The 25688-nt window shown below is 71.8% G+C and carries 28 protein-coding genes; 16 read left to right on the forward strand and 12 right to left on the reverse strand.

Going from position 1 to position 25688, the window contains the following annotated elements:
* Positions 1-3: 3 nt before the first annotated feature.
* The 3 genes from AB0C28_RS08900 to AB0C28_RS08910 are packed head-to-tail and all read right to left on the reverse strand — an operon-like array spanning position 4 to position 3064.
* On the reverse strand, positions 4-831 hold the full coding sequence (locus tag AB0C28_RS08900; RefSeq protein ID WP_358073501.1) for a carbohydrate ABC transporter permease: 828 nt from the start codon (positions 829-831) through the stop codon (positions 4-6).
* Positions 828-1754, reverse strand: coding sequence for a sugar ABC transporter permease (locus AB0C28_RS08905; protein ID WP_358073502.1), 927 nt, complete (start codon positions 1752-1754; stop codon positions 828-830). The genes AB0C28_RS08900 and AB0C28_RS08905 overlap by 4 nt, the downstream gene beginning before the upstream one ends.
* The gene (locus AB0C28_RS08910) at positions 1751-3064 is read right to left on the reverse strand and encodes an extracellular solute-binding protein (protein ID WP_357842580.1); all 1314 of its coding nucleotides are present in this window, start codon (positions 3062-3064) and stop codon (positions 1751-1753) included. The genes AB0C28_RS08905 and AB0C28_RS08910 overlap by 4 nt, the downstream gene beginning before the upstream one ends.
* A 234-nt stretch (positions 3065-3298) precedes the next feature.
* Here AB0C28_RS08910 and AB0C28_RS08915 point away from each other — a divergent pair, with 234 nt between their 5' ends.
* The 4 genes from AB0C28_RS08915 (at position 3299) to AB0C28_RS08930 (ending at position 8515) form a co-directional block, all read left to right on the forward strand.
* Entirely contained in the window at positions 3299-4357 is a 1059-nt protein-coding gene (locus AB0C28_RS08915) for a LacI family DNA-binding transcriptional regulator (protein WP_357842583.1), read from the forward strand.
* A gap of 142 nt (positions 4358-4499) precedes the next feature.
* A complete protein-coding gene (locus AB0C28_RS08920) occupies positions 4500-6698 on the forward strand; it encodes a SpoIIE family protein phosphatase (RefSeq protein WP_358073503.1) in 2199 nt (732 codons plus the stop codon).
* Between the two features lie 116 nt (positions 6699-6814).
* The gene (locus tag AB0C28_RS08925) at positions 6815-8113 is read left to right on the forward strand and encodes a cytochrome P450 (protein ID WP_357842589.1); all 1299 of its coding nucleotides are present in this window, start codon (positions 6815-6817) and stop codon (positions 8111-8113) included.
* Between the two features lie 66 nt (positions 8114-8179).
* Positions 8180-8515: a VOC family protein gene (locus AB0C28_RS08930; RefSeq protein WP_358073504.1), complete on the forward strand. Its 336-nt coding sequence runs from the start codon at positions 8180-8182 to the stop codon at positions 8513-8515.
* A 79-nt stretch (positions 8516-8594) separates the two neighbouring features.
* Here the strand turns inward: AB0C28_RS08930 and AB0C28_RS08935 are convergent, their stop codons facing one another.
* A complete protein-coding gene (locus tag AB0C28_RS08935) occupies positions 8595-9368 on the reverse strand; it encodes a TetR/AcrR family transcriptional regulator C-terminal ligand-binding domain-containing protein (protein WP_358073505.1) in 774 nt (257 codons plus the stop codon).
* A gap of 117 nt (positions 9369-9485) precedes the next feature.
* On the opposite strand from AB0C28_RS08935, the gene AB0C28_RS08940 reads away from it, so the two are divergent.
* The 5 genes from AB0C28_RS08940 to AB0C28_RS08960 all read left to right on the forward strand — a co-directional run bounded on the left by AB0C28_RS08940 (position 9486) and on the right by AB0C28_RS08960 (position 14527).
* Entirely contained in the window at positions 9486-10652 is a 1167-nt protein-coding gene (locus tag AB0C28_RS08940) for an amidohydrolase family protein (protein ID WP_358073506.1), read from the forward strand.
* Between the two features lie 70 nt (positions 10653-10722).
* Entirely contained in the window at positions 10723-11205 is a 483-nt protein-coding gene (locus tag AB0C28_RS08945; protein ID WP_357842598.1) for a MarR family transcriptional regulator, read from the forward strand.
* Positions 11202-12482 carry an MFS transporter gene (locus AB0C28_RS08950; RefSeq protein ID WP_357842601.1) on the forward strand — a complete coding sequence of 427 codons (1281 nt, stop codon included), beginning with the start codon at positions 11202-11204 and terminating at the stop codon, positions 12480-12482. The genes AB0C28_RS08945 and AB0C28_RS08950 overlap by 4 nt, the downstream gene beginning before the upstream one ends.
* A gap of 182 nt (positions 12483-12664) precedes the next feature.
* Positions 12665-13495 carry an MOSC N-terminal beta barrel domain-containing protein gene (locus AB0C28_RS08955; RefSeq protein ID WP_358073507.1) on the forward strand — a complete coding sequence of 277 codons (831 nt, stop codon included), beginning with the start codon at positions 12665-12667 and terminating at the stop codon, positions 13493-13495.
* Positions 13496-13582: 87 nt separating this feature from the next.
* Positions 13583-14527 carry a TIGR03620 family F420-dependent LLM class oxidoreductase gene (locus AB0C28_RS08960; protein ID WP_357842608.1) on the forward strand — a complete coding sequence of 315 codons (945 nt, stop codon included), beginning with the start codon at positions 13583-13585 and terminating at the stop codon, positions 14525-14527.
* Here the strand turns inward: AB0C28_RS08960 and AB0C28_RS08965 are convergent.
* From AB0C28_RS08965 to AB0C28_RS08990, 6 genes are all read right to left on the reverse strand, one after another.
* Positions 14425-15339, reverse strand: a complete 915-nt coding sequence (locus tag AB0C28_RS08965) for a winged helix-turn-helix transcriptional regulator (protein WP_357842611.1) — start codon at positions 15337-15339, stop codon at positions 14425-14427. The genes AB0C28_RS08960 and AB0C28_RS08965 overlap by 103 nt on opposite strands.
* A 123-nt stretch (positions 15340-15462) precedes the next feature.
* A complete protein-coding gene (locus tag AB0C28_RS08970) occupies positions 15463-16263 on the reverse strand; it encodes an SDR family NAD(P)-dependent oxidoreductase (RefSeq protein ID WP_358073508.1) in 801 nt (266 codons plus the stop codon).
* 108 nt (positions 16264-16371) lie between these two features.
* Complete coding sequence (locus AB0C28_RS08975) at positions 16372-16950, reverse strand: hemerythrin domain-containing protein (RefSeq protein WP_357842617.1); 579 nt, start codon at positions 16948-16950, stop codon at positions 16372-16374.
* Between the two features lie 112 nt (positions 16951-17062).
* Positions 17063-17605, reverse strand: a complete 543-nt coding sequence (locus AB0C28_RS08980; protein ID WP_357842620.1) for an isochorismatase family cysteine hydrolase — start codon at positions 17603-17605, stop codon at positions 17063-17065.
* Positions 17606-17676: 71 nt separating this feature from the next.
* The gene (locus AB0C28_RS08985; protein ID WP_357842624.1) at positions 17677-18054 is read right to left on the reverse strand and encodes an ATP-binding protein; all 378 of its coding nucleotides are present in this window, start codon (positions 18052-18054) and stop codon (positions 17677-17679) included.
* A 137-nt stretch (positions 18055-18191) separates the two neighbouring features.
* The gene (locus AB0C28_RS08990) at positions 18192-18551 is read right to left on the reverse strand and encodes an STAS domain-containing protein (RefSeq protein ID WP_357843100.1); all 360 of its coding nucleotides are present in this window, start codon (positions 18549-18551) and stop codon (positions 18192-18194) included.
* 179 nt (positions 18552-18730) lie between these two features.
* Here AB0C28_RS08990 and AB0C28_RS08995 point away from each other — a divergent pair, with 179 nt between their 5' ends.
* From AB0C28_RS08995 to AB0C28_RS09005, 3 genes are all read left to right on the forward strand, one after another.
* Positions 18731-19075, forward strand: coding sequence for a helix-turn-helix domain-containing protein (locus AB0C28_RS08995; RefSeq protein ID WP_357842627.1), 345 nt, complete (start codon positions 18731-18733; stop codon positions 19073-19075).
* Positions 19072-19527 carry a response regulator gene (locus AB0C28_RS09000; RefSeq protein ID WP_357842630.1) on the forward strand — a complete coding sequence of 152 codons (456 nt, stop codon included), beginning with the start codon at positions 19072-19074 and terminating at the stop codon, positions 19525-19527. Before AB0C28_RS08995 ends, AB0C28_RS09000 begins: the two co-directional genes overlap by 4 nt.
* A gap of 139 nt (positions 19528-19666) precedes the next feature.
* Positions 19667-20089 (forward strand): ATP-binding protein, encoded by a 423-nt coding sequence (locus AB0C28_RS09005; protein WP_357842633.1) that lies wholly within the window; start codon positions 19667-19669, stop codon positions 20087-20089.
* 134 nt (positions 20090-20223) lie between these two features.
* Here AB0C28_RS09005 and AB0C28_RS09010 read toward each other — a convergent pair whose 3' ends face one another.
* Entirely contained in the window at positions 20224-20373 is a 150-nt protein-coding gene (locus AB0C28_RS09010) for a GPGG-motif small membrane protein (protein ID WP_181307280.1), read from the reverse strand.
* Positions 20374-20538: 165 nt separating this feature from the next.
* Between AB0C28_RS09010 and AB0C28_RS09015 the strand changes: the two genes are divergently transcribed.
* Positions 20539-21072 carry a hypothetical protein gene (locus AB0C28_RS09015; protein ID WP_358073509.1) on the forward strand — a complete coding sequence of 178 codons (534 nt, stop codon included), beginning with the start codon at positions 20539-20541 and terminating at the stop codon, positions 21070-21072.
* A gap of 78 nt (positions 21073-21150) precedes the next feature.
* Here AB0C28_RS09015 and AB0C28_RS09020 read toward each other — a convergent pair whose 3' ends face one another.
* Positions 21151-21918: a GntR family transcriptional regulator gene (locus tag AB0C28_RS09020; RefSeq protein ID WP_357842639.1), complete on the reverse strand. Its 768-nt coding sequence runs from the start codon at positions 21916-21918 to the stop codon at positions 21151-21153.
* Between the two features lie 209 nt (positions 21919-22127).
* On the opposite strand from AB0C28_RS09020, the gene AB0C28_RS09025 reads away from it, so the two are divergent.
* From AB0C28_RS09025 to AB0C28_RS09035, 3 genes are read left to right on the forward strand one after another with little or no spacing between them, the layout of a single operon-like run.
* The gene (locus AB0C28_RS09025) at positions 22128-23507 is read left to right on the forward strand and encodes an acyclic terpene utilization AtuA family protein (RefSeq protein ID WP_357842642.1); all 1380 of its coding nucleotides are present in this window, start codon (positions 22128-22130) and stop codon (positions 23505-23507) included.
* 12 nt (positions 23508-23519) lie between these two features.
* Positions 23520-23891: a DUF4387 domain-containing protein gene (locus tag AB0C28_RS09030; RefSeq protein WP_357842645.1), complete on the forward strand. Its 372-nt coding sequence runs from the start codon at positions 23520-23522 to the stop codon at positions 23889-23891.
* Positions 23884-25542 carry an FAD-binding dehydrogenase gene (locus AB0C28_RS09035; RefSeq protein WP_358073510.1) on the forward strand — a complete coding sequence of 553 codons (1659 nt, stop codon included), beginning with the start codon at positions 23884-23886 and terminating at the stop codon, positions 25540-25542. The genes AB0C28_RS09030 and AB0C28_RS09035 overlap by 8 nt, the downstream gene beginning before the upstream one ends.
* The last annotated feature ends 146 nt before the right edge of the window (positions 25543-25688 follow it).

Raw genomic sequence — 25688 nt, forward strand, 5'->3', positions numbered from 1 at the left:
TCCTTAGCCCTTGACGGCGCCGGCGGTCATACCGGCGACGATCTTGCGGTTGAAGAAGACGAACAGCAGCAGCGGCGGGATCGTGATGAGCACGATGTCCATGAACAAAAGGTTCCACTGGGTGTTGTACTGGCTCTGGAAGTTGTAGAGCGTGACCTGCACGGTGGCGTTCTCGTCGCCTGGCAGCAGATAGAGCGGGTTGACGAAGTCGTTGAAGATGTTCACCGAGCTGACCAGGACGACGGTGATGGTGACCGGCCGCAGCAGCGGGAAGACGACGCGGAAGAACAGCCGCAGGCCGCCGCAGCCGTCGATCTGGGCGGCCTCGTCCAGCTCGCGCGGGATCGCCGCGATGAACGCCCGGAACAGCAGCATCGCGAACGACAGGTGGAAGGCCACCTCGGCCAGGATCATCCCCGGCAGCGTCTTGAACAGACCGAGCGCCTGCAGCAGCCAGATGGTCGGCACGACCGCCGGCGGGATGATCAGCCCCGACAGCACGAAGAAGCCGGCCACCCTGGACACCCGGCCCGGACGGCGCTGCAGCACGAACGCGGCCATCGAGGCGAAGACGACCAGCAGCGCCACGGAGGCGACGGTGATCACGGTGCTGTTGACGTAGGCGCGCAGCAGCACGTAGTCGCGCGCCTCCACCACGGCGACGAAGTTCTCGACGATCGGCCAGCTCGTCGGCCAGGCGAAGTCGAGGTCGGTGGCCTGCGTCTGGTCCTTGACCGCGGTCAGCAGCATGAACGCGAACGGGACCAGGAAGATCACCGTGGCCAGGACCAGCGTGAGCGTCTCCGCGCCCAGCCGGCGAAGCGCCCTCATGCGGCCACCTGCCTCTTGCCGAGGAAATGGTTGAGCGGCACGGCGATGACCGTGACGACGAGGAAGAGCAGCACGTTGCCCGCGGTGGACAGGCCGAAGAAGCCGGCCTGGTACTGCTTGTAGATGATCGAGGCGATGGTGTCGCTGGTGAAGCCGGGCCCGCCGCGGGTCATCGTCCAGATGAGGTCGAACGAGCGCAGCCCGCCGATGAACGACAGGATGATCACCGAGTACGTGGCCGGCCGGCTCAGCGGCAGCGTGATGTGCCGGAAGCGGTGCCAGGCGCCGCCCCCGTCCACCGCCACGGCCTGGTAGTACTCGGCCGGGATCGACATGATGCCGGCGATGTAGATGACGGTGGCCAGGCCCACGCCCTTCCACACGTCCACCAGCGCCACCGACAGCAGCGCCGTGGCGGCGTCGCCGAGCCAGTCGCGCCCGTCCACGCCCACCACGGCCAGGGCCTCGTTCACCAGGCCCGTGTCCGGCTTGAGCAGCATGCTGAAGGTGATGCCCACGGCGACCGTGGAGACCAGCGTCGGGAAGAACACCACCGAGCGCAGGAAGCCGCGCAGCCGCAGCCGCGAGGTGAGCAGCACGCCCAGCAGCAGCCCGAGGACGACCTTCAGCCCGCTGGTGAGCACCGCGTAGAACAGCGTGTTGCCGAAGCCGATGCTGAGGTTCTGCTCGGCCAGGAAGTCGCGGAAGTTGTCCAGGCCGACGAACGTGCTGTCGAACAACGTCCACCGGGTGAGCGCGAAGTAGAAGGCCATGGCCGTCGGCACCAGGAAGACGACCCCGAAGACGACGGCGGCGGGCAGGTACAGCGCGTACGGGTAGGCCGCGTCGCGGCGGCGCGAGGCGCGGCCGGGGGCCCTGGCCGGGCCGGACCCCGTACGGGGCCCGGCGTGCTGGCTGGTCACCACCCCGCGAGACCCAGCTGCTTGGCCTGCTTCTCCACGTCCTTGTCGTACTGGGCGGCCCCCTCGGCGGGCGGCGTCAGCCCGGAGCCGACCGCGACGGTGATCTGCTCCAGTGACGGGCCCTTGACCGGCGAGACGAACTCCAGCGCCGGCGCCGTGGCGCCCTGGTCGACGTAGGTCTGCAGGTCCTTGGCGGCTTGGATGGCGTCATCGGGCAGCTCGGCGCCCGTGATCCGGTACGGCCCGGTCGGCGGGACGGCCGCGGTGACCGCCTCGGCGGCCGGCGGCGAGGCGACGAAGGCCAGGAACTTCTTGGCCGCCTCCACGTTCTCGCTGGTCCTGGCGATGTAGACGGCGGCCGGCTCCCAGACCGTGGCGCCGTTGCGGGCCGCGTCGGTGCCCGGGATGCCGAAGAAGCCGACGTCCGTGGCCGCCTGCGGCAGCGTGGCGATCACCGGCGGCAGGGCGGAGCTGAGCATCGCGTAGTGCGCGCCCTTGCCCTCGGCCAGCATCTTGACGCCCTGGTCGTTGGTCGCCGAGCCGAAGCCCTCGTTCAGGTAGCCCTTGGCGTGCACCTCGGCCAGGTGCTCGAACCCGGCTCGCGCGGCCGGCGTGCCGGCGAACTTGACCTTGTTGGCGGTGTAGTCGCGGGCGAAGCCCGGCACCGCCGCCTGCACGTTGAAGAAGTCGCCGAGCACGAACAGCTGCGAGGTCCAGGTGTCCTTGAACGTGCCGATCACCGGGGTGATCCCGGCCGCCTTGATCTTCTCGTTGTTGGCCATGAAGTCGGCCCAGGTCGTGGGGACCTCCAGCTTGAGCCGTTCGTAGATCTTGCGGTTGTACAGGATGCCGCCGCCGGTCAGCGTGCCGGCCGGGACGCCGTACGCCTTGCCCTCCTGGCTCACCACCGGCAGGTAGTCCTTCCGCACGCCGGCCAGCACCGGGTCGCCGGTGAGGTCGACCATGGTCTGCGCGGGGTTGAGCGCCTGGAGCAGCGAGCCCGAGTTGTACCAGAACACATCCGACATGTCGCCCGTGGAGAGGCGGGTCTTGACGATGTTGTCGCCCTCGCTGCCTCCCGGCCGCGTCTCCGTCTCGATCTTGATCTTGGGGTTGGCCCGCATGAAGGCGTCCGTGAGCGCCTTGGCGGTGGCGGTGGTCCCGAGGCTGTTGTCGACGAGGAACTTCAGCGTGACCGAGCCGTCTTCGGCCGGTCCTGAACCGCCGCTCGAGCCGGAGCCGCACGAGGTCAGGGCCGTCATCGTGAGAACGGCCAGGGCCGCTCCCGCCATGCGGTGCGAGGTCTTCACAACGCCCCTCCGGGTTCGTTGAAACGTTTTAAACGTCCCCCGATGGGAGTTAACGTAAGCGTTACGTGGCGGGTCGTCAAGACTCGGATGGGGAACGGTCCCCGATCGACATCCTTGTCATCGCGGGCATGTTGAAGGTTTGGCGAGGCCGGATGGGTAACGTTACCCATCCCAGGTGGAGGTGGTGCGGGGCTCGTACAATCGAGCGGCGTCTGGTCGAGCGAGAGGCGGCACATGGTCACACGGGACCGGCAGCGCAGGGTGACGATCACCGACGTGGCCAGGCACGCCCAGGTGTCCACCACGGCGGTGTCGAAGGTGCTGCGCAACGCCAGCGGTGTCAGCGAGGCGATGCGCGCCAAGGTGCGGGCCGCCATCGACGATCTCGGCTACCGCCCGCACAACGCGGCCCGCGCCATGCGCGGGCGCACCTTCACCATCGGCGTGCTGCTGCCGCACATCAGGAACCCGTTCTTCGCCGACATCATCGACGGACTGACGGAGGAGATCTCCGCCAGCGGATACCAGGCCATCATGGTGCAGAGCGGCGGCCGCGACCCCGCCGCGGAGCGGCGCGCGAGCGACGCGCTGGTGGACCGGCAGGTGGACGGCGTCTTCTGGGTCGCCCCCGCCTGCGCCAGGGCGCAGCTGGAACAGCTGGCCGACGACACCCCGCTCGTCGTGCTCGGCCGCCACGACCGCTCCTCCCGCTACGACTGCGTCCTCGACGACGACGAGGTGGGGGCCGAACTGGCGGTCGAGCACCTCATCGGGCTGGGCCACCGGCGCGTCGCGCACATCACCGACTCCCTCAGGAGCCGCTCGACCGCCCTGCTGCAGACCATCAGGGCGGCCACCTACGAACGGGTGATGACCGAGCACGGCCTGGCCGAGCACATCGCCGTGGCCAGCACCTCCTACACCGAGGAGGGCGGCTACGAGGGCACCCGCGAGCTGCTGTCGCGCGACCCGCGCCCCACCGCCATCTTCGCCGGCTCCGACCAGGCCGCCTTCGGCGCCCTCGCGGCCGTCCACGAGGCCGGCCTGACCGTCCCCGGCGACATCTCCGTGGCCGGCTACGACAACGCCCGCGTGACCGGGCTCGCGCACATCGCGCTGACCAGCGTCGACCAGGACGGCGCGCTGATGGGGCGGACGGCGGGCCGGCTGCTGCTCGAACGCATCGGCGGGCGCACCGCCGCGGTGCGCTTCTCGGTCACCCCTACCCTCGTCACCCGCCGCTCCACCGCACCCCCGGATCCGCGCCCCAAGGGCCCTACGCCGGATTGGTGACAAAGGGCCATATTCCTGCAAGTCCGTCGCCAAGATGTGGCAACGGTGGGTCTCGTCCCGGACACCGCTCCCTACGATTGAACCCATGACAGCTCCAACGGGTACGGCATCGACGACAGCGCAGGACGGAACGAGGTAGCGCGTGCGGAGCCGCGCTGATGAGCGGATCCGGCCGTACACGGCGGGGCTGGACGAGGCCTTGGCCCGGGTTGTCCGTGACACGATGGCGCACATCGGCGCGATCTACCTGCTCTCCCCGCCCGGCGACGTGCCCGGGGACGTGCCCGGCGGCGTGCCCGGCGATGTGATGGACAACGGGGAGCGGGTCCTGCTGATGGAGGCCGAGATCGGCCTGCCCGGCCAGATCGTCAAGCCGTGGACCAGGATCAGGACGAACGCGAGCGCGCCGGTGGCCGCGGCGGTCCGGAGGCGCCGGCTGATCTGGGTGCCCGACCGCCAGGAGATGGCGGCCAGGTTCCCCGGGTCGGCCCTGGCGCTGCCGTACCGGTTCGCGTGCGTCGCCGTTCCCCTGTGCGACGGGCCGCGGTTGTGGGGGGCGCTGGTCCTGCTCTGGCCGGCCTCGCGGCCGGCCGAGCTCGCCGCCGCCGAGCGGGAGGCCGTCGAGGCCGCCGCCCACAACATGGCCACCCTGCTCGCGCAGGCGGCCGACAGCGGGCATGCGCTGGAGCCCGCCGGGGAGCCGCGCGTCCTGCCGCAGGGGCGGGCCCTGATGCCGGAGCCGCACGCCGCCATGGCCGGCTATCTCGACCGGCTGCGCGGCGCCTGCGTCGCGCTCAACCTGGACGGCGTCATCACCTTCGCCGACGCGACCGCGGCCGCCCTGCTCGGCACCGACCTGGCCGAACTGCGCGGGAAACCGCTGTGGGAGGTGGCGGCGTGGCTGAAGGACCCCGTCTTCGAGGACCGCTGCCGGGCCGCGGTGGTCAGCCAGGAGCTCACGTGGTGCACCGCCCGTCATCCCGACGGCCGTGAGCTGCGGTTCTGGCTCTATCCCGACCCGTCGGGCATCAGCCTGCGCATCACCCCGGCCGCGCAGGACGACCCGGCCAACGCCTACCCGCGCGATCCCTCCGCCGGCGCGGCGGGGATGCACCGGGTGGACGTCTACTACAACTTCCTGCACATGGTGGCGGGCCTGACCCGGGCCCTGAACGTACGCGAAGCCGTCGACCTGATCGCCGACCACGTCATGCCGGTGTTCCGGGCCACGGCCATGGCGATCGTGATCGCCGAGGGCGGCCGGATGCGGATCGTCGGCTCCCACGGATATCCGGCCGGCGTGCTCCACCAGTTCGACGGGCTGCCCCTGCACTCGCCCACACCAGTGGCGCAGGTCCTGCGCAGCGGCGAGCCGCTGTTCGCGGGCGGCTGGAGCGAGCTGGGGGAGCTCTATCCCGAGCTGGGGCGCGACGATCCGATGGAAGCCTGGGCGTTCCTGCCGCTGTCCGTCTCCGACGACATCTTCGGCTGCTGCGTGCTCGCCTTCGACCATCCCCATCCCTTCACCCCCGAGCAGCGCGCCACGCTCACCGCCCTGGCCGGCATGATGGGGCCGGCGCTCGACCGGGCCCTCGTCTACGACACCAAGGACCGGCTCTCCCACACCCTGCAGACCTCCCTGCTGCCCGGCAGCCTGCCCGAGATCGCCGGGCTGGAGGTGGCCGCCCGCTACGTGCCCGCCACGCGGGGCGTCGGCGTCGGCGGCGACTTCTACGACCTCATCCGGCTCGACGACACCACCGCCGCCGCGGTCATCGCGGACGTCCAGGGACACAACATGACCGCCGCCGCGCTCATGGGCCAGGTCCGCACGGCCATCCACGCCTACGCCGCCACCGGCGCCGGCCCCGGCGACGTGCTCATGCACACCAACCGCCTGCTCATCGACCTGCGCGCCGACCTGTTCACCAGCTGCCTGCTCGTCTACGTCAACCTGCGGCTGCGCACGCTCTGCGCGGCCAACGCCGGGCACCTGCCGCCGCTGCTGCGCCCGCCGAGCATGCCCGCCGAGGTCATCGACGTGCCGCCCGGCGTGCTGCTCGGCATCGATCCCGACGCCGACTATCCCACCGTGCAGACGCCGTTCCCGCCCGGCGCCGTCCTGGCCCTCTACACCGACGGCCTGGTCGAGGCGCCGGGGACCGACCTCGACGAGGCCATCGGCGGGCTCGCCGCGCACCTCACCCGCGCCTGCGACGAACCCCTCGAACACCTCACCGACGCCCTGCTCGACCACGCGCCCCACACCAGGCACCGCGCAGACGACATCGCGCTCATGCTGCTCCAGCACCGCGGGACGGGCCCGCAGCGGACCCCCTGAACCACGCGCAAAATATGCACGTTATGCAATGATGCGCGCCATGTAGTTTCGGTACGATTGCGCCTTCGCCGGACGGGCGGGCCGGGAAGCGGCCCGCCCGGGAACAGGACGTGCCGATGACCGACAACAGCCTGACCGAGGAGCCCCGCACCGCCAATCCCACGGCGGCGCGCAGGATCCTGCCCGCGAACCTGGTCGAGCGGGCCGGCTGCCCGTTCGATCCGCCGTCGGGGCTGCGCGAACGGCGCGGGCGGGGCGCCGTCCAGCCGCTGCCGCTGGCGAACGGCGCGGCGGCCTGGCTGGTGACCGGCTTCGAGGAGGCCCGTACGGTCCTGGCGGACGCGCGCTTCAGCGCCGACAAGCTGCGCCACCGCGAGGCCATGTCGCTGCGGCCGGACGAGGTGGCCGCTCTGGCGGCTGGTAAGGCGCCTCAGGCGCCCGCTGTCGAGAGCCGCGCGGACGGGCTCTTCGTGTTCATGGACCCGCCCGAGCACACCCGGATCCGGCGGCTGCTGACCGGCCAGTTCACGGTGCGGCGCATGCGGGCCCTGGAGGCGCGGGTCAGGGAGATCGCCGTCGAGCACATCGAGGCGATGCGGGCGGCCGGGACCGAGGCCGACCTCGTCCCCGCGTTCGCCCTGCCGCTGCCCTCGCTGGTCATCTGCGAGCTGCTCGGCGTGGACTACGCCGACCGGGCCGAGTTCCAGGAACGCACCGCCGTCTCGCTCAACTCCGCCGCCCCGCCCGAGGCACGGGCCGAGGCCGGCGCCGCGCTGCACGCGTTCATGCGCCGGCTCGTCGCGGACAAGCGCGCCCGTCGCACCGACGACCTGCTGTCCGGCCTCATCCACGACGCCGACCCGCCGCTGACCGACGCCCAGCTCGTCGACATCGCCACCGTGCTGCTCGGCGCCGGCCACGAGACCACCGCGAACATGCTCGGCCTGGGCGCCTTCGCGCTGCTCCAGCACCCCGGCCAGCTCGGCGCCCTGCGTGACGACCCGGGACTGATCGACGACGCGGTTGAGGAGCTGCTGCGTTACCTGTCGATCATCCAGCTCGGTGTCAGCCGGGTCACCACCGAGCCGGTCACGGTGGGCGGCGTGGACCTCCCCGCCGGCGCCACGGTCGTGATCGCCACGCCGGAGGTCAACCGCGACGAGCGGCACTGGGCCGAACCCGACCGGTTCGACGTGCTCCGCCCGCGCGCCTCGCACCTTGCCTTCGGCCACGGCATCCACCAGTGCCTGGGCCAGCAGCTGGCCCGGGTCGAGCTGCGGATCGGCCTGCGCGAGCTGATCACCCGCCTGCCCGGCCTGCGCCTGGCCGTGCCCGCCGGGCAGGTGCCGCTGCGGGACGAGATGCTCATCTTCGGCGTGCACTCCCTGCCCGTCGCCTGGTCCTGGTCGCGATGAGTTTTCGTCGCCGCGAAGGTCGGTACGGGTGACACATCGGCCCAGCACACGGATGAGGACCTGACAGTGGATCTCTTCGCCGGCATTCCCGTCACCGACTACGCGGCGGCGGCGCCCTGGTACGAGCAGTTCTTCGGCCGGCCGCCGTCGTTCCTGCCCAACGACATCGAGGCGGTGTGGGAGACGGCCGAGCACCGTTACGTCTACATCGTCCAGGATCCGCGACGGGCGGGGAACGCCCTGGTGCTGCTGTACGTCGGCGACCTGGACAAGGAGGTCGCCGAGGTCGCGGGGCGGGGGATCGAGCCCGCGGAGCGGGAGACGTTCGAAGGGGGCGCGACCAAGGTGATCTACCGGGACCCCGATGGCAACGAGATCAGCCTGGGCGGCGGCTCGGCCTGACCCGGCCTCCGGGGTTCGGCCTGCGCGGGTGGCCTGACCAGGTCTCCGGGGTTCGGGCCGCGCGGGTGGCGGGGCGCGGTCAGGGGTTCGGGCCGCGCGGATGGCGGGGCGCAGTGAGGGGCAGGAGGACGTCGTCGACGACGGCGACGACGTCCTCCTCGCTCACGTGCCCTTTGTGCATCGTCTCGCCCAGGATCATGCGCGGCCCGACGGACGCGACCAGCGGCGTCACCGCCGCCGGATCCGCCTCACCGCGTTCGGCGGCGGCGCGCAGGCGTCCGATGACGATGTCCTGGTGGCGGACGATGACCAGGGAACGGACGGCGTCGTGCAGCTCCGGCGGGCGGCCCCGGTCGGTCAGCAGCGGGATGATGGCCCGGCCGCGTGGCTCGTCGAGCACGCGGGCCAGCCCACGTAGCAGGGCGAGCAGGTCGCCGCGCAGGGTGCCCGTGTCGGGAACGGGGGCGTCGGCGAACCCCTCGACCGGATCCTTCATCGCGTCCAGCAGCAGCTCGGCGGGGCTCGACCAGCGGCGGTAGAGGACCGACTTGCCGGTCTCCGCGCGGGGGGCGAGCTTGTCGAAGGCGAGCGCGTCGTATCCGTGCCGGGCCAGCTCCTCGAACGCGGCCCGGTAGATCGCCCTGGTCAGCGCCTCACCCCGCCGCCGGGTGGGCCTGCCCGCCGGTCCGGCGCCGGAGCCGGGAGCCGGTTCGTCGGCGGGGTGGGGCGGAGGGCCGGTGGCGTCGGCGGGGTGGGGCGGAGGGCCGGTGGCGTCGGCGGGGTGGGGCGGAGGGTCGGTGGCGTCGGCGGGGTGGGGCGGAGGGTCGGTGGCGTCGGCGGGATGCGGGAGCACGCCTCCGGTTATAGCCGACCCGGGCGCGCGGCCCGCATTGGACATGCCAGCTCCCCGGGGACTAGCCTCACCTCATTAGAGGACAATTCTGTCCCTTAAATGGAGGAGGGCTCCATCGTGAACGCATTCGCCCTGGTCAACGCGCGGGTCTTCGACGGGTGGCGGCTGACGGAACCGGCCACCGTCGTCGTCGAGAACGGGCTCATCGCCTCCGGGGCGGCGCGGGGCGAGCGGATCGACGCCCGTGGGGCCGTCCTGCTTCCCGGACTGATCGACGGCCACGTCCACGTCCGCAGCGCCCGCGCCCGGGACGCGCTGGCCCGCCATGGGGTGACCACCGGCCTGGACATGGCCTCCTGGCCGCCGGAGCTGTCCGCCTCGCTGCGTGGCGCCCCGGGCACCGCCGACCTGCGCAGCGCCGGACTGCCTGCCATCGGGCCCGAGGGACCGCACGCCCGCCTGCTGGTGAAGGAGCCCGAGGCCGTCGTCACGGACGCCCGCGAGGCGGAGGGCTGGGTCGCAGCCCGGATCGCGGAGGGCGCGGACTACGTCAAGATCATCATGGAGGCGCCCGGCGGGGGCGGCCTGGAGGCCGGCGTGGCCAAGGCGATCGTGGACGCCGCCCACGCGCGCGGCCGGCGGGTGGTCGCGCACGCCGCCTCCGCCGGGGCGTACACGATGGCCGTCGACTCCGGCGCCGACGTCATCACCCACTGCCCGCGCGGCGCGGCTGCCGACCCCGCCGACGTGACCCGCATGCGCGCCGAGGGACGCGTGGCCGTCCCGACCCTGGTCATGATGCAGGGCCTCGCCCGCTTCTTCGGCGCCCAAGGCGCTGACGGTGCTCACGGTGCTCACGGTGCTCACGGTGCTCACGGTGCTCACGGTGCTCACGGTGCTGGCGGTGCCCAGCGCGCCTCCGGCGCCCCCGGCGGCTTCGCCGGTAGCACGGCGACCGTGGCGGCTCTGCACGCGGCCGGTGTGCCCGTTCTGGCCGGGACCGACGCCAACGACGAGCCCGGCGTCCCCTTCCAGGTCGAGCACGGCGCGAGCCTGCACCAGGGGCTGCGGCTGCTGGTCGAGGCCGGGCTGGGCCCCGCCGAGGCGCTGCGCGCGGCGACGTCCCTGCCCGCGCGGCACTTCTCCCTCGGCGACCGGGGGAGCGTCGAGCCCGGCCGCCGGGCCGACCTCGTCCTCATCGATGGCGACCCGCTGGCCGGCATCACCGCGACCGAGCACGTCCTGCGCGTGTGGTGCGCCGGCGTCGAACACCTTGCCGCCTGAGCCCACCCCGGGCTCGGTCGCGGGGCAACCCGGGGTAAAGGCATACATAAGCCAGTGATATAAGTTGCTTATGGATGTCGATCCCCCTGCTCAGCCCGTGGACGAGCTGGAGCTGGCGGTCGGGCTGGCCCGGATCAGGACGATGATGCGCCTGCTCGACGTCCCCAGGGACCTGTCGATCACGGCGCTGTCCACGCTGGCCAACCTGGAACGCCTGGGCCCACGCCGGCTCACCGACCTGGCCGTCATGGAGGGCGTCACGCAGCCCGCGATGACCCAGCTCGTCTCCCGGCTCGAACGGGAGGCGCTGGCCGAGCGGCAGCCCGACCCCTCCGACCGGCGTGTCGTCGTGGTCGCCATCACCCGGCACGGCCGCGCCGAGCTGGCCCGCCGCCGCGCGGTCCAGGCCAAGCGGCTGGCCGAGCTGCTGGCGGAGCTGCCCCAGGAAGACCGCGCCGCCATCGCCGCCGCGCTGCCTGCCCTCGAACGGCTGACCGCGCGAGCCTTCGGCCCCGCCGACCCCGCTGTCCCCTCCCCCGAGGTGAGTGAATGACCAGCCCCGCCCCCAGCCCCATCAGCCCTGCCCCGAGCCCGTTCCGTCAGCCCAAGGCCGTCTGGGCGGTCGCGTTCGCGTGCGTGATCTCCTTCATGGGGATCGGCCTCGTCGACCCGATCCTGCCCGCGATCTCCGCCGACCTGCACGCCTCGCCCAGCCAGGTGACGCTGCTGTTCACGAGTTACCTGGTCGTCATGGCCGTCGCGATGCTGATCACCGGCTGGGTGTCCAGCCGCATCGGCGCCAAGTGGACGCTGATCGCCGGGCTCGTGCTGATCGTCGTGTTCAGCGCGCTGGCCGGCACCTCCGGCAGCGTCGGCGGCATCATCGGCTTCCGCGCGGGCTGGGGGCTGGGCAACGCCCTGTTCGTGGCGACGTCCCTGGCCGTCATCGTGGCCGCCGCCAGCGGCGGCTTCAGCGGCGCGATCATCCTGTACGAGGCCGCGCTCGGCCTGGGCATCGCCATCGGCCCGCTGCTCGGCGGCGCGCTGGGCCACATCAGCTGGCGCGGCCCCTTCTACGGCGTAGCCGTGCTGATGACCGTCGCCCTGCTCGCCACCGTCCTGCTGGTACGCCCGCAGCCGAAACCCGCGCGCAGAACCTCCCTGCTCGACCCGCTCAAGGCCCTGCGCCATCGCGGCCTGCTGATCATGAGCCTGACGGCCCTCTGCTACAACTGGGGCTTCTTCACGGTGCTCGGCTACGCGCCCTTCCCCATGGAGCTGGACGCCATCCAGCTCGGCCTCGTCTTCACCGGCTGGGGCCTGATGGTGGCGATCTTCTCGGTGGCCGGCGCGCCCTGGCTGCAGCGCCGGCTGGGCCTGGCCCGCACGCTCTACGGCAATCTCGCCCTGTTCGCGGTGGTCATCTTCGTCATCGCCGCCTTCGTCGACAACCGGCCGGTGCTGATCACCGCCGTGATCGTGGCCGGCGTCTTCATCGGCGTGAACAACACGCTGACCACCCAGGCCGTGATGATGGTCGCGCCGGTGGAACGGCCGGTGGCCTCGGCGGCGTACGGGTTCGTGCGCTTCATCGGCGGCGGCCTGGCGCCGTTCGCGGCCGGGCAGCTCGCCGAGCACTACAACGTGCACGTGCCGTTCGTCATCGGCGCCTGCGCGATCCTCGTCGGCATCGCCATCCTCGCCACCGGCCACCGCGACCTGGCGCGCGCCGAGAGCAACCAGGCCCAGCTGGACGCCCACGCCGGCCAGGGCGAACGGGACGCCGAGCTGGCCGAGGCCGCCGAGGCCGCCACCGGCACCCCGAGCTGAGCCGGTCTGGCCCAGCATCACGCATCAAGCATCACGCATCACCGTCATGCGGCTCGTTCCCGGTTGGCGGGCTGTTCCCCGGCCGAGTAGGTTTCATTCTGGAACTCGGACAGAAGTGAAAAAGAGCCCCCTCGGCCCGGCGGGACCGGACGAGCGCGGGACTCGCCACGGAGGAACAGCGCATGGCAGCACGCGTCACCGCACTGACGTACTACCCGATCAAAGGATGCGCCGGAGTGGCGGCGGAAGAGGTGACGCTCACACCCGCCGGCCTCGCGTACGACCGCAGCTTCATGGTCGTCAACGAGGAGGGCGGATTCATGAGCCAGCGCCGCGATCCGCGGATGGCGCTGATCCGCCCCGAGGTCGGCGACGGCGGCGCGCGGCTGCGCCTGCGGGCTCCCGGCATCGAGGATCTGGACCTCGACGTGGACGTGAGCGGCACTCGGGAGCGCGTGGAGCTGTTCGGGAACCCGTATCTGGGCATCGACCAGGGGCCGGCGGCCGGGCGCTGGCTCTCGCACGTGCTCGGGCAGCCGAGCAGGCTCGTCCGGGTGCCGCCCGAGCACGACCGGGTGACCGGCGGCAGGACGTCCGGCACGGCGGGGTTCGCCGACAGCGGCGCCGTGCTCGTCGTCTCGTGCGCCAGCCTCGACCAGCTCAACCACAGGCTCGCCGCGCGCGGCGAGGGCCCGCTGCCCGTCAACCGGTTCCGTCCCAACATCGTCGTGGACGGCTGGGACGAGCCGCACACCGAGGACCGCGCCTACACCGTCACGATCGGCGCGGCCGAGCTCGGCTACGCGAAGATCGCCATCCGCTGTGTCGTCACCACGATCGACCAGGGCAGCGGGACGAAGGCGGGTCACGAGCCGCTGCGCACCCTGGCCGGCTACCGCAGGGCCGCCCAGGGCGGGGTGGCCTTCGGCGCCAAGTTCTCCGTGGTCGCGACCGGCGCCATCGCCGTCGGGGACGCGGTCAAGGTCACCTCGTGGGGCGCGTCCGAGCTCTGATCCACCGGTGCCTCAGCGCGCCGCCCGCACACTAGCATCGAGATAATGCGATATGTTGATGCGAAGTGGTCAACGGGGAGAGGCACGATGAGCGGCATGCACGGCATGGATCTCGGGACGTTCGGGATCTACACCTTTGATTTCGAGCACCAGCCGGCGGCGCTGGTGCGCGAGTCGGTCCAGGAGCTGGAGGAACTGGGCTGGCCGGCGGTGTGGGTGCCCGAGCTGCTCGGCCGCGAGGCGCTGACGCACGCCGGCTACCTGCTCGCGTCGACCCGTCGGCTGCGCGTGGTCAACGGCGTCGCGCGCATCTGGTCGCGCGGGGCGCGGTGGACGTACGGGGCCGCGGCGCTGCTCGCCGACGCCTACCCGGACCGGCACGTGCTCGGACTCGGCTTCGGCGGCGAGCCGCGGCCGGGCACCACGCCGCTCGCGGCCATGGCCGCCTACCTGGACGAGATGGACACGCTGGAGCCGGTCGGCCCGGCACCGCGGGGGCCGATGCGGCGCATCCTGGCCGCGTACGGGCCCAAGATGCTGGAGCTGGCCCGCGACCGGGCCGCCGGCGCGCAGACCTATCACGTCAACGTGGCGCACACCGAGCAGGCGCGGCGCATCCTCGGCACCGAGCCCTTCCTCGCGGTCGAGCACCCCGTGCTGTTCGAGAGCGACCCGGCCGAGGCCCGGGCGGTCGCGCGCGAGCACCTGCGTCCCTACCTGTCCACGCCGTACAACCTGGCCAAGTTCCGGCGGCTGGGGTATTCGGAGGAGGAGCTCTCCGGCGGTGGCGGCGACCGGCTGGTGGACGACTTCGTCTTCTGGGGCGACCTGGACACGATCGCGGGCAAGCTGCACGGCCATCTCGACGCGGGCGCCGACCACGTCACCGTACAGGTGATCGGGGTGCGGCCGGGGGAGTCGGCGATGCCCTACTGGCGGCGGCTGGCCGGCGCGCTGCTGCCCGCATCCGCCAGCGCGGCGCCGAGCCGCAGGGCCTCGTCGACCGCCGAGGGGATGTCGGCGATCGGGTAGATGACGTGGTGGATCGTCCGGTGGGCGTCGGCGACGACGACGGCCCGCTTGAGCCGCAGGGTCTGCCCGGCGCGGAACGTGGGCAGCCGCAGGGCCGCGCACAGGGCGAGATCCACGTCCGACAGCAGCGGGAACGGAATGTCCTCGGCGTCGGCGAACGCCTGCTGCTCGTCGGGGCTCTGCGTGCTCACCCCGCGCAGGGCCACGCCGGCCCGCGCGAAGGCGGCGGCAGAGGCGCGGAACAGGCGGTTCTCCAGGGTGCAGCCGGCCGCTCCCGGGATCCGCGTCCAGTCCTCCGGCGGGCGGCCGGGAGCGCCGGTGGCCGGGTAGGTGAAGATCACGGTGGCGGGCGCGTCGGCGGCCACGACGTCCCGCTCGCCCCCGCCGGTCGCGGGCAGGCTGAGGGGATGCGGTACGGAGGTCCCGGTCAGCGCGCGCAGCCGGGCGGCCTCGGGGCCGGTGGGGGAGGCGCCGGCGGTGAGGGTGCCGTCGCCGAGGACGAAGCGGTCGGCCCAGTCCTGGAGCCCGATCAGCACGGGGGCCAGCGCCCGGCCGGCGTCGGTCAGGTGGTACTCGTACCGGACCGGCCGCCGTTGGTACGCGCGGCGCTCCAGCACGGCGTGATCGAGCAGGTGCTTGAGTCGCTCGGCCAGCACGCGCCGCGAGATGGCCAGCTCGGCCTGGAGGTCGTCGAAGCGGTGCCGGCCCCGGCTGACCTCCCGCACGATGAGCAGGCTCCACCACTCGCCGACCACCGCCGCGGCCTGCGCGATGGCGCAGCCGGCGTCCAGCTCGCGCACCTCTCGTGCCACCGCTCGCCTCCTCGCCGTCCACCGCGAGTGTACCGAGTGGGTTTCAGATGGGAATCCACCTCCTGCGGTGAACGGTGCGGGCGGGGGCGCGGCGTTCACCCTCGTCGCCGGCGCGGCGGGTGATCAGTGCACGCCGCGGATGGTGCCGCCGTCCACGCGCAGGGTGGTGCCGGTGACGTAGTCGGCGAGCGGGCCGCTGAGGTAGAGCACCGCGGCGGCGATCTCCTCGGGACGGCCCAGCCGGGCGACGTCGTTCGGCGCCAGCTCCTCGATCGCGTGGCGTTCGATCTCCGGCCACGTCCCGCCCCAGCCGCGCCCGGCCGCGAGGCCCGTGATGAAGCGCCGGACGCCGTCGACCAGGATGGCGCCGGGGGAGACGGTGTTGGACGTGACGCCGGTGCCCTTCAGCTCGCGGGCCAGCGACACCGCGAGGTTGTGCCGGGCCGCCAGCGTGGCGCTGTAGTGCGGCAGTTCGGCGCCCGGCTGCAGGGCGAGCCCGCCGCCGATCTGGATGACCCGGCCCCAGCCGCGCTCCCGCATCCCGGGGACCACCCGCTGGATCATGCGGATCCCGGAGATGACGTTGACCTCGTACGCCTGGCGCCAGTCGTCGGCCGTGGCGTCCCGCCACGAGCGGTGCGGGTAGGCGCCGGCGTTGTTGACCAGGATGTCGATCGGCCCAGCCGCCAGCGCGGCCCCGGCCACGGCGTCGGCTCCCGCGTCGGTGGCCAGGTCGCCGACGGCGACGACGGCGCCGCCGCCGGCCGCCTCGATGGCGCCGGCGACGGACTCGGTACGGGCCCGGTCGCGGCCGTGCACGACGACCTCGGCCCCCTCGGCGGCCAGGGCCGTGGCGATGGCCTCACCGAGGCCGGAACTGGCCCCGGTGACCAGCGCACGTCTGCCCGTCAGTTGCGGATTCATGTCGTTCCTCGTGTCGTGACGTTCATGTCTACGTTCGTAGACTTACGCCAGAGTATACGGTTGTAGACATGATGCTCGGACGCCGACGTCGCCGGGGCGTACACATGCTCAGGGCTTCTTGCCCATGGCCTTACGGATGGTGTCGCGGACCCGATCCATCATTGCGATCGGCGTGCCGACCAGCAGGTTCTTGGTGGCCGACTCCGTTCCGGGATGGGGGTGGGTTGGCGCCATCGCCTCGGCGGCCTTGACACCCATGGCCATGGCGCGCCGCTGCGCCTCACTGGTGTGGGCGCGGAGTTGGGCGAACTCGTAACGCTCCTCGCTGCGGGCGTGGGCCTCGACGGCGGCGCGCAGCATGAGCAGGTTCGGCATGAAGTCGGGGGCGTCTGGCCCGGCCTCGTCCATGCGCGACAGCAGCCGCTTGGCCTCGTTCTCCTCGGCGAGACGGTCGTTGACCACGCCGTCGCCGCCGTCGATGGCGTGCCGGGCGAAGGGGTGGACGATCTCCTCCTCGGCCGTCTCGTGCACGGCCAGCAGCCGTACCAGGCGGGTGAACGCCTCGCCGCGCTGCTTCGCGGACGCCTGCTCGACCTCGTCGAACAGGTCCCTGATCATGCCGTGCTGGGCCTGCAGCAGGTCGATGACGTCCGTCTCGGCCCTCGTCTCCGGGGCTGTTCTGGTCATTTCTGTACTCCTTGTCCGGGTACGCGGCGGCTACCCGGACAAAGGACGGCCACGCCAGGAACGCGGGCCGCAGGCATGATCCTTACCGAATGCGGAGCTTCCGTTCGGCGGCTCAGCCGGAGAAGCACGCGCGCGAGGTGGTGAGGCGCGCCGACATGTTGCGCTCCATCATGCGCAGCGCCGCCTCGCCCAGGTCGTCGTGGATGGCCGCCACGCAGTCGGTCGGCACTGTGAGGTCGTAGTCGCGCACGTACGCGTCCAGCGCGCTGTAGAGCACGCACTGCTCGGTCACCTGCCCGGCCAGCACGACCGTGCGCACCCGTATCCGGGACAACAGATACTCAAGTGATGTGCCGAAGAAGACGCTGTGCCGCACCTTGGGCAGGAACGCGCACCCGGGCGGCGGCAGCACCGGCCGCACCAGGTCCGGCCGCCGGCCCTTGAGCGCCCGCTCCTCGATCTCGCGCCGATCAGCGGCGAAGTCGCCGTAGTTGTCGTTGACGTACACCAGCTCGACGTCGTCGTGCTCGTCTGCGGACGCGACGAGCTCCGCCAGCGGCCCGACGATCGCCGCCGCCTTCTCGGCGAGCGGCTCGGCGTCCTGGTGGTCGTACGGATTCAGCATGTCGATGACGACCAGAGCGAACGTGGTCATAGCCTTGTCCTGTCCAGCCGCCCGCCTTTTATCCCAGCTCAGCAGGCCGGGCGTGGGGGACGGGCCGGTGGTCACGACGTGTCGCTCATGTGCACCCGCAGGCGCGGATGCCCGTCCGGATGGTCGACGGTGACCACGTCGCAGAGCCGCCGGATGATCCACAGCCCGAACCCGCGCACGGCGCTCGCCGGCGGATCGGACGGCGGCAGGTGATCGGCGGTCAGCGTGCCGCCCGGCTCGACGATCTCGACCCAGATGCCGTGCGCGTCCCTGCGGGCGGTGAGGACGCCGGCGCCGGTACCGTGTTCCAGGATGTTCGCGGCCGCCTCGTTGATCGCGATGATCAGATCGTTCGCACGTTCGCCCGAGAATCCGGAACTGAGGGCGAAGGCGTGCAGCCGCGACCGCAGCAGGGAAAGATCCGCGGTGATCGCGCATCGAAGCGGCACACTCTCACCCCCAACACCGCCTCCGGGGCGGTCAATTGTCGCGCTTCGCGGCAACAGTGTCACATGAGGGCCTTCGCCGAGGCCGCGGGGGGTGGGCGCGCTCCAGGGCGGATGCCGCTCGCTCAGGCGAGGGCAGCTCAGGTGAGGGCGGCGAGTGCTTCGTCGAGGTCGTCGTAGAGGGGCAGGACCTTGGCCAGGCCGGTGATCCACATGATTTTGGCGCGGCGGTAGTCGACGCCGACGAGGGCGAATTTGCCGTCGGCGGCCTGGCTGGCCTGCCAGTGGTGGATGATCAGGCCGAGGGCGCGGCTGTCCATGAAGGTGGCGCCGGCGAGGTCGAGGATGATGGAGGTGCCGGCCTGGGCGAGGTGGTCGGCGAACTGCTGGCGGGTGGTGGCGTCCAGCACTCCGTCCACGGTGATCACGACGATGTCGCCGGCCGTGGACGACGTCAGGCACACGGACGCGGGGGCGGGGGTCTCGCCGGCGGGCATCATCACGACGTCATCGTACGTGTGGCCGGACGGATTCGCGGATGACCGGTGGCGCTTTCCGCCCCCGCGGTCTCGACGCCGATGACCACGATGGCTGTTTCATGAATGAGATTTCGGTAATATGGCTTCAGCTATCGACCGGTCCTACGTTCTCGCCGACATCGCCGACAAGGAGGTCAGCAGTGGAACATGCGGGTCAGCCGCAGACGGGCAAGCCGTGGACGTTCCTGACCAACCACGCCCGGGTCCTCATCGAGGTCACCCGGCATCCGAACGCGCGGCTCCGCGAGATCGCGGCCGTCACCGGCATCACCGAGCGCGCCGTCCAGGCCATCGTCACCGACCTGGAGAACGCCGGTTACATAACCCGCACGCGTCTGGGCAGGCGTACACACTACAGCGTCGACGCCAGCCGGCCCTTCCGCCATCCCGCCGACGCCGACCGTCACATCGAAGGACTGATCGCACTGTTCACCGAGCACGACACCCCCACAGCCGGCAGTCCTGAGAGAGAGCTCACCTCATGAACGCCGCGGAGTTGCGCACCATCCTCGTCGTCGAGGACGATCCGGCCGATCAGGTCCTGATCCAGGAGGCGTTCGAAGAGCAGGCGGAGACGCGGCGGGCCCGCCCCAACCTGCTCCTGGCGTGGGACGGGGAGCAGGCCCTCGACATCCTGTTCCGCCGCGGCGCGCACGCCGAGGCCACCCGTCCCGACCTGGTGATCCTTGACCTCAACCTGCCGAAGTACGACGGCCGCGCGGTCCTGGAGCAGATCAAGTCCGATCTCGAACTGCGCACCATCCCGGTCGTGGTCTTCAGCACCTCCTCCCAGGACGAGGACATCGTCGGCACCTACCGGCTGCACGCCAACGCCTTCGTCACCAAGCCGACCGGCTTCGACGACTTCACCGCCGTCGTGCACCAGATCCAGGAGTTCTTCACCCGCACCGCCCGTCTCCCCGCCCCCGCGGCCTGACGCGACGGCCTGACTCGCCGGCCGGTCTCATCGGGTCCGGGCGCCGTCGAAGCGGACTTTTGTCCGCTTTGGCCTGCGGACGCGCAGGTTGTGCTGCCATCATGGGACCACGGTGCGTGATTGCGGGCAGGAGGGGCCGATGTTCACGCCTCTGCCCGACAGCGTCGCCGGCGACAGCGCGACCTGGCCGATCAGCAGCGACCTCGCGGGACTGCGGGAGCTGGTGTCCCGCCACGCGGAGCAGGCCGGGCTGAGTCCGCAGCGCGCGGGAGATCTGGCGCTGGCGGCCAACGAGGCGGTCACCAACGTGCTGGACCACGCCGGCGGCCGGGGCTGGGTGCGGATCTGGGCCGACGACGGCTTCCTCACCGTCGAGGTCATCGACCTGGCGGGCCGGCTCGGCCCTGGCGCCGGCCTGGACGAGCCGCCGAAGGCCGGGCCTCGCGGTTACGGCCTGTGGGTCATGCGCCGCCTGTGCGACGACCTCGTCATCACCCAGAAGAGCGGCTCCTCCCAGGTACGGCTGCGCATGCGGCGCCCCCGCCCGGCGGGCACCCCGTGAACCCGGAAGACCCTCGTACCGGAATGCGTCGGTGCGGAGGTCGCGTTGGAGGACGCCGGAGCGCTTGCCCCGCCGGATGTGTCACGCGCTGAGGCCGTGGGGCGCGAGCGCGGTCGCCCGCGTCCCACGGCGGCTCAGACGTTGAAGATGCTCACACCGCCAGGTCCGACGAGCAGCCCGACCACAATGAGGACGATGCCCCACAGGATGTCGCGGCGGGCCAGCAGCACGTAGATGCCGGCGATGACGAGGATGACGGCGATGATCCAAAGAAGGGTAGCCATGCGCCTCGACTGCCCTCAGCGAAGGGCAGGAAACGCCCGGGTTTGGGGCATCGGATAACACTTCGGTTTCGCCCAGCAGTGTCGAAAACGTTCGGAGTGCGACATGTGCTGACATGTAGATCTTCGTCCTGCTCCGACCGCTGATCGCCACAGGAATGAGTGCCGATGCTGACCGAGTTCCTCCGCGACCAGTTCTTCACGACCGCGTGGTTCGGACTGATGGCCTTCGTCTGGTTCGGCTGGTCGCAGGAGAGCCCCGACCAGCGCTGGCGGGTCTGGCTCGGGGCCGGGTCGGTCCTGGGCATCGGGATCGCCGTGGCGTTCGGGATCCTGACCGCCACGAACTGGGACCAGCCGACCGCGCTGGAGGGGAAGTACGCCTGGTTCGGCGTCCTGACCGTGGCCGAGGTCGTCGCCGCCGGAGTCGGCTGCCTGCTGCTGTCGAGGCGCGGGGCGTCCCGGTGGATGGCCTGGTGGGTCGCGCTCGTCGTGGCGGTGCACTTCCTCCCCCTGGCGCTGCTGCTGAACGACCTCGGCGTGGCGGCCGTCGGACTCGTCCAGCTGGCCGCGCTCGCCGTGGTGGCCCGGCGCCTGCGCACCACCGACGCGCCCAGCAGCCGTTCGGCCGGTCCGGTCATGGGCGCGACCCTGCTGCTCAGCGCGGCGATCGGCGCCCTGCTCGCCGTCCCGGGAGCCTGACGACCCCGAGACGGCCTGATCGCGGTGCCGGGAGCCTAGGGCGACCCCAGGATCAGGGGCGCGGATGGTCACGCCCGGTCACGTCTCCGAGGTCGGGGGCATGGACGGGAGCGGGGACGGGGGCGGGGACGGGTCGGCTTCGCCCGAGAGCAGGGCGCTCAGGCCGCCGCGGGCGTCCTCGATCACGATGGCCTCGGCCGCCGCCGAGTCGCCCGCCCGCAGCGCGCGCACCAGCGCGCGATGGCTGGCGTAGCGGTCGAGGCCGAAGTTCGGGTCTTCCGCGACGCGCTCCAGCCGCCTGGCCCGGCTCTCGGAACGGGAGAACACCCGGGTCTGGTCGAGCAGGCGCACCAGGACCGGGTTGTCGGCGCAGGCGCTGACCGCGTCGTTGAAGCGCTGCATCGTGTCGAGCAACTGGGTGACGTGCCTGGCCATGGGGTCGCCGTCGCGATGGCGCTGCTTGATGAGGATGAGCAGGTCGTCGGCCTCGTCGAGGATGGCGTCGAGGTGGTCGAGCTGCTCGGCCGTCACGTGCCGGGCCGCGAACCTGGCCACCATCCCGCGTAGCGCGACCTCCACCTCGGCGAGCTCCTGCAGCGCGATGTCGCCGATGGTGGAGACCTTCACCGTGCGCGGGCCCGTGCGTTCGAGCAGGCCGTCCTGCTCCAGCCGCCTGATCGCTTCGCGCACCGGCGTCGGACTCACCGCGAGCCGCTCGGCCAGCCCGCGCTCCGTCACCTTCTGGCCCGGCCTGAGCTCGCCCGTGACGATGGCCGCGCGTACCGACTGATAGGCCCGGTCGGCGAGGGTGTCGCTGCTGAGTGTTCCGAGGGATTCGATGGCCACGGCCGTAGCATACCGTGCGCAATGGCAGAAAAATAAGCAACTATTGACGATGATGCTATAGCAAATATACGGTCGCGGCGTCGCCACCCACCGCCGAGGAGCGTTCGCCTGATCCGCTCATGACGCGCGGGTTCGCCTGATCCGACCCCCGCCCTAGAAATCCGCCCTAGAAATCCGCCCGAGAAATCCGCCCGAGAAAGAAGCGATGCATGGACAACAGACCCGATTCCGTCCGGATCATGACGCCCGTCGGCATGCTCGGCGCCGGCTGGGACGAGGCCACGATCGAGCGCGGCCTGGCGCTCGGCGTCGACGTGATCACCGTGGACGGCGGGTCCACCGACTCGGGCCCGTACTATCTCGGCTCGGGAACGGCGAAGACCGCCGCGCAGGCGGTGGCCCGCGACCTGCGCAGCCTGCTCAAGGCGGCGGCCCGCGCGGACGCGCCGCTGATCATCGGCTCCTGCGGCACCAGCGGCACCGACAGCGGCGTCGACTGGGTGGCCGGCATGGTGGCCGAGATCATGGCGGAGGAGGGCCTCGACCTCAAGGTCGCGCGGATCTACAGCGAGCAGGACGCCGCCGGCCTCAAGGAACACCTCGACGCCGGGCGGATCCATCCGCTGCCGCCCATGGGCGAGATCCGGGCCGAGACGCTGGAGGGCTGCACCCACATCGTCGGCATGATGGGCCACGAGCCGATCGTCGAGGCGCTGGAGGCGGGCGCCCAGGTCGTGCTCGCCGGGCGGGCCACCGACACGGCGGTGGCGGCGGCGTACCCGCTGATGAAGAGCATGCCGGCCGGGCCGAGCTGGCACGCGGCCAAGATCGTCGAGTGTGGCGGGCAGTGCACCATCGACCCGCGCGCGGGCGGGGTGCACACCACGATCGACGCGGACGGGTTCACCATCGAGCCGCTCGACCCGGGCAACGCGTGCACGCCGTACACGGTCGCCGCCCACATGCTGTACGAGACCGTGGACCCGTTCGAGATGCGCGAGCCCGCCGGGACCCTCGACGTGCGCGAGGCCACCTACGTCGCCGTGGACGAGCGCACCGTGCGGGTCGAGGGCTCGCGCTTCCACACCGCCGACCAGCACACCGTCAAGCTGGAGGGCGCCAGGATCACCGGCTACGAGACGATCTCGTTCAGTGCGATCCGCGACCCGCTCATCCTCGGCGACCTGGAGACCTGGGCGGACCTGCTGCGCACGCACCTGCGGCGGCGGGTGCGCCAGACGCTCGGGCTCGCGGACGACGACTACGCCTTCGACCTGCGCCTCTACGGCCACAACGCGGTGCTGGACGACCTGGAGTTCGAGACCGGCCCGCCGCGCGAGGTGGCCGTGATGCTCCTCGTCACCGCCCCCGACCAGGCCACGGCGACGGCGGTGGCCAAGGTCGCGAACCCGCTGATGCTGCACATGCCGGTGCCGCGCATGAACTACCTGCCCAGCCTCGCCTTCGCGTCCTCGCCGGCGGAGGTCGAGCGGGGCCCCGCGTACGAGTTCGTGCTCAACCACGTCGTCGACAGCGTCACGCCCACCGCTATGTTCCGGATGGAACACGGCATCGGCCGCACGAAGTAAACGGAGACCACCATGACTGACACACCCCCCGGAACGCCGCCGGTCACCGTCGGCGACCTCGCGCTTGAGGTCCGGTCCAAGAACGCCGGGCCCTTCTGGGTGACGATGGAGCTGTTCATGCGGGACGCGGACGGCTACCGCGTCGTGGCGGACGAGACGTTCATCGACGAACACGTCATCGCCCGCCTCTACCGCGTCGACGCCGCCACGGTCCGGATGTTCCGCATCCCGTCGCTCAACGTCGTCAAGATCTCCTTCCCCCGGCCTGTCTCCCAGGGCTCGCTGCGCGACCGCGACATGCACGCGGGCCAGCACCACGTCCCCCTGGCCGCCCTGCCCGTCCCGGCGGGCGCCCCGATCACCGCCGGAGCGAGCCGTGGCTGACGCGGACATCGTCGTCGTCGGGGCGGGCCTGGCCGGCCTGGTGGCCGCCGCCGAGGCGGCCGACGCCGGCCGCTCGGTCGTGCTGGTCGAGCAGGAGGGCGAACGGTCGCTGGGCGGCCAGGCGTTCTGGAGCCTGGGCGGGCTGTTCCTCGTGGACAGCCCCGAGCAGCGCCGGATGGGCATCAGGGACTCGCGCGAGCTGGCCTGGCAGGACTGGCTCGGCAGCGCGCAGTTCGACCGCGAGGAGGACCGCTGGCCCAGGGCGTGGGCGGAGGCGTACCTCGACTTCGCGGCGGGGGAGAAGCGGGCCTGGCTGCGCGGGATGGGGCACCGGATCTTCCCGCTGGTCGGCTGGGCCGAGCGCGGCGACGGCCGGGCCGAGGGCCACGGCAACTCGGTCCCGCGCTTCCACATCACGTGGGGGACGGGTCCCGGCGTGGTCGCGCCGTTCGAGCGCCGCGTACGCGCCCACGCCGAGGAGGGGCGGATCCGCTTCGCCTTCCGCCACCGTGTGGACGACCTCATCGTCGAGGGCGGCGCGGCCACGGGCGTACGCGGTCAGGTGCTGGAGCCGGACGACGCGGAGCGGGGCCGCCCGACCTCGCGCGTCGCGGTCGGCGACTTCGAGCTGCGTGCCCAGGCCGTGATCGTCACCAGCGGCGGCATCGGCGGCAACCACGACCTGGTCCGCAAGGCGTGGCCGGCCCGGCTGGGGGAGCCGCCCAGGACGATGGTCTCCGGCGTGCCCGCGTACGTGGACGGCCGCATGCTCGGCATCGCCGAGGCGGCCGGCGCCCGGGTGATCAACCCGGACCGGATGTGGCACTACGTCGAAGGACTGCGCAACTGGGACCCCATCTGGGACAACCACGGCATCCGCATCCTGCCAGGACCCTCCTCGCTCTGGCTCGACGCCACCGGCGAACGGCTGCCCGCACCCTGCTTCCCCGGCTTCGACACCCTGAGCACCCTGCGGCACCTGCGGGGGACCGGCTACGACTACTCGTGGTTCGTGCTCACCCAGAAGATCATCGAGAAGGAGTTCGCGCTCTCGGGATCGGAGCAGAATCCCGACCTGACCGGCAAGGACGTCAAGCTCGTCCTGTCGCGGGTCAAGAGCGGGGCGCCGGGCCCGGTGGAGGCGTTCAAGCGGCACGGCGCCGACTTCGTCGTCGCCGGCAGCCTCGCCGAACTGGTCGCGGGCATGAACAAGCTGGCCGACCCGGACGCCCCCGAGCTCACCGAGCCGGCGCTGCGCTCTCTCATCGAGGCGCGCGACCGCGAGATCGACCACGCGTTCACCAAGGACGCGCAGATCACCGCGATCAGGGGAGCGCGCAACTACCGCGGCGACCGGCTGAGCCGGGTGGCCGCCCCGCACAAGCTGCTCGACCCGAAGGCGGGGCCGCTGATCGCCGTACGGCTGCACATCCTGTCGCGCAAGACGCTCGGCGGGCTGGAGTCCGACCTCGACGGCCGCTGCCTGCGCGCCGACGGCAGCCCGCTGCCCGGCCTGTACGCCGCAGGGGAGGTCAACGGGTTCGGCGGTGGCGGGATGATGGGCTACAACGCCCTGGAGGGCACGTTCCTCGGCGGCTGCCTCTTCTCCGGCCGCGTGGCCGGCCGGGCCGCGGCCCAGGCGGCCGGCTGACCTGACCCACGTCGCGTGACCGCGCCGAGCGGCCGCGCCGGCTGTCGTGCCGAGCGGTCGTGCCGTCATGCCGCTCGGCCGTGCCGTCATGCCCGCATTCCGGCCCCCAAAGATCCCATGGCAAAAGCCGTCTGCAACTATTGACA

It is taken from the genome of Nonomuraea sp. NPDC048892, from assembly GCF_040649735.1.
Classification (GTDB): Bacteria; Actinomycetota; Actinomycetes; order Streptosporangiales; family Streptosporangiaceae; genus Nonomuraea; species Nonomuraea maheshkhaliensis.